We start from the raw sequence: 5,590 nt of genomic DNA, 5'->3' as shown, positions 1-5,590 counted from the left end.
CCGCAACCGCCCCCCACCACCCCCCCCCCCCCCCTCCCCCCCCCCCCCCCCCCCCCACCCCCCCCCCCCCCCCCCCCCCCCCCCCCCCCGCGACAGCCCTCCCCCACGATCTGGAGCCACTGTCGGATCCGCTGGACGTCTCGATCAGCCCAGTACGTCGCGGCGGTGTTCCCAGGCGGGCACGGAGAGCAAGGACCGCCAGCGGGTGAACAGTTCCAGCAGCGCGGGGCCGAAGCGGTCGCGCATCTCCGGGCTGACCGCGGCGATGTCCAGTTCGTTGGCCGCCGTCAGTTCGGCGAAGTCCCGGCGCCGCTGGGCGTTCGGCCGGGTCCGCGCGCCGGTGAAACGGTCGGCGAACTCGGCATCGTCCGCGGCGAGGGTGCGGTAGGAGGCCTTGCGGTCGCAGGACGCGTAGAAGTACACCAGCGCCTCGGCCTCGTCGCCGATGGCCTGCACCAGCTCGCCCCGCCGCTCCAGTGGCAGCAGCGCGGTGGGGAATCCGTCGGTGCCGTAGAAGGCGTGGCACAATCCGGCCGACACCAGCACCGGAGGGGCGCCCCAGGAGGCGGGAAGGGCGCTGACCCGGAGCAGATGAGCCATCAGATGGCCGCCGGGATGGTCGATCGCCTCCGCTCCGGCCGCCCGCAACCTCGCCAGTGCCTGCTCGGTCACGGTGCTACCGCCTTCCGTGAGTCGGGTTCTGCCTGGCCCCGATCATAGGAGCAGCGTCTTGGGTGATCAGGGCGCGGCGGCCTGTTCTTCCGATGGTGGGAAGCCCGCCGAGCCGAGTGCACCGGGTCTCCGGAGGAGAGGCGCACGGTCCGCGGGAGCGGCGCGCTCTCGTCGATCACGGCCGGGAGCCGTCCTCGCTCGGGCGATCCTGCCGGGGCGACCGGGCGACCGCCGATCACGCTCTAGCCGCGCTCCGTGAGCAACTCCGCCAGGCGATCCGCGAATTCGATGAGCCGGTCCAAGCGTGGTCCGCCGCGGGCCATCCGGAACCCGTGGCGGCGGCTCCGGAACGCGGCCTGGACGGCATGGAACTGGGCCCAGCGCCGGGCGCGTTCGCGGTCGAGTTCCGCCGCCTCGGCGAAGACGTCCACGGTGCGGTGGACAGCCTTGCGCAGGTCGTCCGCCTCGAGGAGCGTCAGCGCGCGCGACTTGAGCAGCGTGCCGGCGTCGTAGGCGGGATCTCCCGCGTAACCCTTGGGGTCGACGGCCAGCCACGGCTCACGGTCCGCGCGCAGGATGTTCCTCGCGTGGAGGTCGCCGTGGACGAGGGTGTCCGGCTGGACGCGGCCCAGCTCGCGGACGGTCGCCACGGCGGCGTCCACCACGTCACGCGCCAGCGTGTGCGTCAGCTCCTCGGCGTCCCCGCGCAGCCGCTCCTCCCAGAGGTCGGCCTGCTCCCGCAGCCGGGGCAGGCCAGAGGGCGCGCGGACGGCCAGGCGGCGATTGATCCGCCCGGCGACCGTCACCACCTCATCGCCGTCCTCGACCTCCGCCAGCGTCGACGTCCGGACCCGCTCCAGCAGCATCGCGAACCGCTCGTCGTCACGCTCGTGCAGCAGGACGGCTCCGCGCCCGCCCCACGCCGCGAACGCATCCGGTTCGTGAACGTTACCGGGGTGCGGAAACGACACCTTCAGCACCGCGCTCCCCTCAGCCCGCCGTCGCACCGGGACGATCACCCCGACGCCCCCGTGCGTGACCTCGCCGTCCGGCACGCACCCCCAGCGTCCGAGCAACTCATCCACGATCCCGGGCAGTTCGGCGAGCCATGCCGCTCCGGGCTCTCCTTCCCGCTCGACGGTGGTCCGCACGAACTCCTCTGGAATCCCGATCACCCGGGCACCCTACGGCCGGCCGCACGCCGCCGCCAGGCAACCCTCCGACCAGGAGGATCACATCTCCGGCCAGGGCCACCGGGCGGCCGCACGCGGCGCGGCTCGCGGGTGCGGCAGCGTCACTCATGGTGACGAGCCCCCGCGACGAACGATGCCACCGGCGATGACGAGCGATCACGCACTCCGAGAACCAGGCCGCGCCCCAGCACCTGGCCCGCCGTCATAGGGCGGCTGCCGTACGCCTGGGGTTCATGAGTAAGATCTCTCCCGTTCACCGTCTACAGTCGCGTAGACCTTTCGGGCAGCAGCCCCGACCGACCCAGAGAGAACCGCCCCCATGACAGCCCACTCCGCGGTCCCGCTCGCCTTCGACGGCTCCGGCATCGACGGCTCCCTGTTCACCAGCGTCACCGACTTCGCCCGAGACACGAAGTGGCTCAACACCCCGATCGACCTGTGGACCAACGCGGGCCTGGGCGTGTTCGCGATCCTCATGCTGATCGGCTGGTGGAACGCCCGCCGGCGCGACACCCGCGCCATGACGCTCGCCCTGGCGGCACCGGTCGCCGTCGGGTTCGCCTTCGCCGTCGCCGAGGTGGCCAAGAAACTGGTGGCCGAAGTACGGCCGTGCTACTCACTGCCGCACGCCTACTTCGTCGACAGCTGCCCGGTCCGCAGCGACTACGCCTTCCCCAGCGGTCACAGCACCACGGCCTTCGCGTCCGTGGCCGCCCTCTACCTCCTCGACCGCCGACTGAGCGCGATCGCCCTCGCCTTCGCCTTCTTCGAGGGATTCACCCGGGTCTACCTCGGGGACCACTACCCGCATGACGTCATCGGCGCCGCCGTCCTCGCGCTGCCGGTCGCCCTCCTGGCCAGCCGGTTCCTCGGCCGTGCCGCGCTCCCCCTGGTGACGCGGCTGCGCACCGGAGCGCTCGAACCGCTGCTCACCGCCTCCCCCGCCGGAGCCCACGCCGCACGCTGAGCCGGCGAAGCCCCCGCCCCACCGTGATCAACCGCCGGCGGGGCTCCGGATGGCCCGGACGATCCGGGCCGCCCAGTCGGCGGGGCGTTCGTGACCCAGCAGGGCGGACAGACGGTCCAGGCGGGCACGGCGTTCGGCGGGGGCGAGGGCCAAGGCGCGGGTCAGGGTGGCGGCGAGGTCCTCGGGCGACCGGGGGTCGGTGAGCAGCGCGGCGGTCGCGAGTTCCGTGGCGGCGCCGGTGCGGTCGGAGAGCACCAACACGCCGGGCCGCCCGGCGGTCGACCGGGCCAGGACCGCCTGGGCAGCGATGAACTCCTTGGCGGTCAGGTTCATTCCGTCCTGGAGCGAGGTCACCCACAGCACGTCGGCCGAGAGGTACTGGTCGATCACCTCGGCGAACGGGAGACCACGCGGAAGGTAGTCGACCGGGCGCCAACTCCCCTCTGACCACGTGTGGTTGACGTCGTCGACGCGCTGTTCGAGGAGCCTGCGGGTGGTGTCGTAGGCGGTGATGCCCGGCTCGGGTGGCGGGCAGACCAGCCGGAAGGTCAACCGCCCGCGCAGCTCGGGGTGTCGGGCGAGCAGCCGGGCGATCGTCTCGACCTTCTGCACCGGGGCCTTGGCGTAGTCGAGGCGTTCCACCGAGAGCACCAGCGGACCGTGCGCCGCTCGACGGTGCGCCAGCCGGTCGCGGGCCAGCTCCTCGATCGCCGGACGGTCGATGCCGAGCGGGTGGACGCCGAGGCGCGGCAGCCCGGCCCGGCTCCCGGACCGGCCCGCGAGCGTGCGCCGGAAGCGGTCGGCGAAGGCCTCGGTGTGGAACCCGGCCCAGTCCAGCGAGCCGAGCGAGGAGCGGATCTCGGTGGCGACGGGCCCGGGCAGGGCGGCGAAGATCTCCGGAGGCGGGAACGGCGTGTGGTGGAACAGCCCGATCCGCAGGTCGGGCCGGGCCCCGCGGAGTAGCCCCGGTACCAACCACAGGTTGTAGTCGTGCAGCCAGACGGTGGCTCCGGGCGCTGCCTGCCCGCCGATGTGTTCGGCGAAGCGCGCGTTCACGGTGCGGTAGTCCGCCCACGCGGCGGCGTCGAAGCGCAGCCGGTCCGGCTCGGACATCAGCACCGGCCAGAGGGTCTCCTTGCAGGCCCGGTGGAAGTAGCCGGCCCACTCGCCGGCGGTCAGCGGGAGCAGCGACAGCGGCTCACCGGGGTGCCGCTCGGCGGCGGGGTCGAGGCCGGGGTCGCCGACGGCGGCGGCCACCCAGACTCCCGGAAGGCCGCTGGAGAAGAGGCTGTTCAGGGTCGGCAGGATGCCGTTGGGACTGGCGGGCGGCTGCCAGCCCTGAGGCGTCCAGCTCACCGGCGGGCGGTGGTAGCCGACCACCAGCGGGTGTCCGCGGCCCGCGCGCTCGGACTCCGGTATCCACCCGAGAGCGTCGAGGGCGGCCAGGATCCCGGCCGCACCCCGCCCCTCGGCCCAGTGGACCAGGGCGGACTCGGGGACCGCCGCGAGCAGGGCGGGTTCGGCCCCGCCGACGATCACACCGTGCGCACCCAGCTGGAAGAGCGACAGGTCGTTGAGCGAGTCGCCGGCGACCAGGATCGACTCCACCGGCCAGTCGAGCTTCTCGGCCAGCGCCCGCAGCGCGCTGCCCTTGGAGACCCCCGCGGGCAGCACGTCGAAGTAGCGGTCACCCGAGTAGAGCCAGCCGCATCCGAGCGCGTGGACGGCCGCGGTGATCCGCTCGCTGAGCGCGTCCGGGGCCAGGTGGTACGAGCAGCGACCGTCCTGGGCCACGCCCTCCTGATAGGACAGCTCGGGGAAGCGGGCCATCGCCTCGCGCACCCGCCGTCGGCCGGGCCAGCCGGCGCGCAGCTGGTCCTGGATGGCCGACACGGGTGCGAGCTCCTCGCCGTCGATCACGCTCGCGCCGACGTCGGCGATGATCCAGCGGGGCTTCGGCACCAGCGGATCCCGCAGGATCTCACGCACCGAGGAGAGGCCGCGGCCGGTGGCCAGCACCACCGTCACCTCGGGATGGCGGGCCAGAGCGGCGTGCAGCCGACGCCGCTCCGCCTCGTCACCGCCCAGGAGCGTGCCGTCCAGGTCGGTGACCAGAATCCTCAACATCTGCCGGATGCTAACAGGATCACACAACTGAGCGAAGGGGCGGTTTCGCCCAACACGACCGACCTGCCGTACTTCTGACGGTAGGTCGGCGAGATGGGCGGACCCGGCCAGGCGTCGCGCACGACGGGCGTGATCACGCGGTTGACGCCAACGCTAGAGTCGACAGGGGACGTTGTCGGCATCCGTCGGAGTCGGTCGGGCGGCGCGAGGAGGGGGACCGCGTTGGCGAGGATCATGGTCATCGGCGGTGGTATCGCCGGGACAGCGGCCGCCCTGGCGCTGCACAAGGCGGGGTTCGAGGTCACCGTCCACGAGGCGCACCCGAGCACCGGGGAGGACATCGGCGCCTTCCTCACCCTGGCCAGCAACGGCATGCGCGCCCTGGCGCAGTTCGACGCGGCCGAACCGGTCGCCGACATCGGATTCCCGGTCACCACCATGGACGTCGTCGACGAGGCCGGAACCCAGCTGGCCGCCGTGCCGCTCGGCGAGCACGACCACCCGCTGACCCGCTACCGCTGCCTGGGGCGGGCCGAAACCGGGGGGGGGGCTCCGAGTCGGGGGTGGGGGCGCGGGAGCCCCCCTCTGCAAAGGGCGAGGGTCCCCCCCGTGATCCAGAAAGCTGAGGGAG

Annotated in this window: 5 protein-coding genes; 2 read left to right on the top strand and 3 right to left on the bottom strand. The window is 73.1% G+C overall.

What is annotated here, in order from left to right:
- Nucleotides 1-144 precede the first annotated feature (144 nt).
- Together ACZ38L_RS19460 and ACZ38L_RS19455 are read right to left on the bottom strand one after the other, a co-directional pair.
- Nucleotides 145-672 (bottom strand): DUF6817 domain-containing protein, encoded by a 528-nt coding sequence (locus tag ACZ38L_RS19460; protein WP_465694630.1) that lies wholly within the window; start codon nucleotides 670-672, stop codon nucleotides 145-147.
- A gap of 242 nt (nucleotides 673-914) precedes the next feature.
- A complete protein-coding gene (locus tag ACZ38L_RS19455) occupies nucleotides 915-1,847 on the bottom strand; it encodes an aminoglycoside phosphotransferase family protein (protein ID WP_465694627.1) in 933 nt (310 codons plus the stop codon).
- 337 nt (nucleotides 1,848-2,184) lie between these two features.
- Between ACZ38L_RS19455 and ACZ38L_RS19450 the strand changes: the two genes are divergently transcribed.
- Nucleotides 2,185-2,832 carry a phosphatase PAP2 family protein gene (locus ACZ38L_RS19450; RefSeq protein WP_465694624.1) on the top strand — a complete coding sequence of 216 codons (648 nt, stop codon included), beginning with the start codon at nucleotides 2,185-2,187 and terminating at the stop codon, nucleotides 2,830-2,832.
- A gap of 27 nt (nucleotides 2,833-2,859) precedes the next feature.
- On the opposite strand, the gene ACZ38L_RS19445 is transcribed toward ACZ38L_RS19450, so the two are convergent.
- A complete protein-coding gene (locus tag ACZ38L_RS19445) occupies nucleotides 2,860-4,959 on the bottom strand; it encodes an HAD-IIB family hydrolase (RefSeq protein ID WP_465694620.1) in 2,100 nt (699 codons plus the stop codon).
- Between the two features lie 222 nt (nucleotides 4,960-5,181).
- Here ACZ38L_RS19445 and ACZ38L_RS19440 point away from each other — a divergent pair.
- Nucleotides 5,182-5,590, top strand: a 409-nt coding sequence (locus ACZ38L_RS19440) for an FAD-dependent oxidoreductase (RefSeq protein ID WP_465694617.1), incomplete at its 3' end; no start/stop codon positions are given.

It is taken from the genome of Kitasatospora sp. NPDC024654 (genome assembly GCF_055559155.1).
The sequence above is the reverse complement of the archived record's forward strand: the minus strand, read 5'-3'. Positions and strand labels throughout refer to the sequence as shown.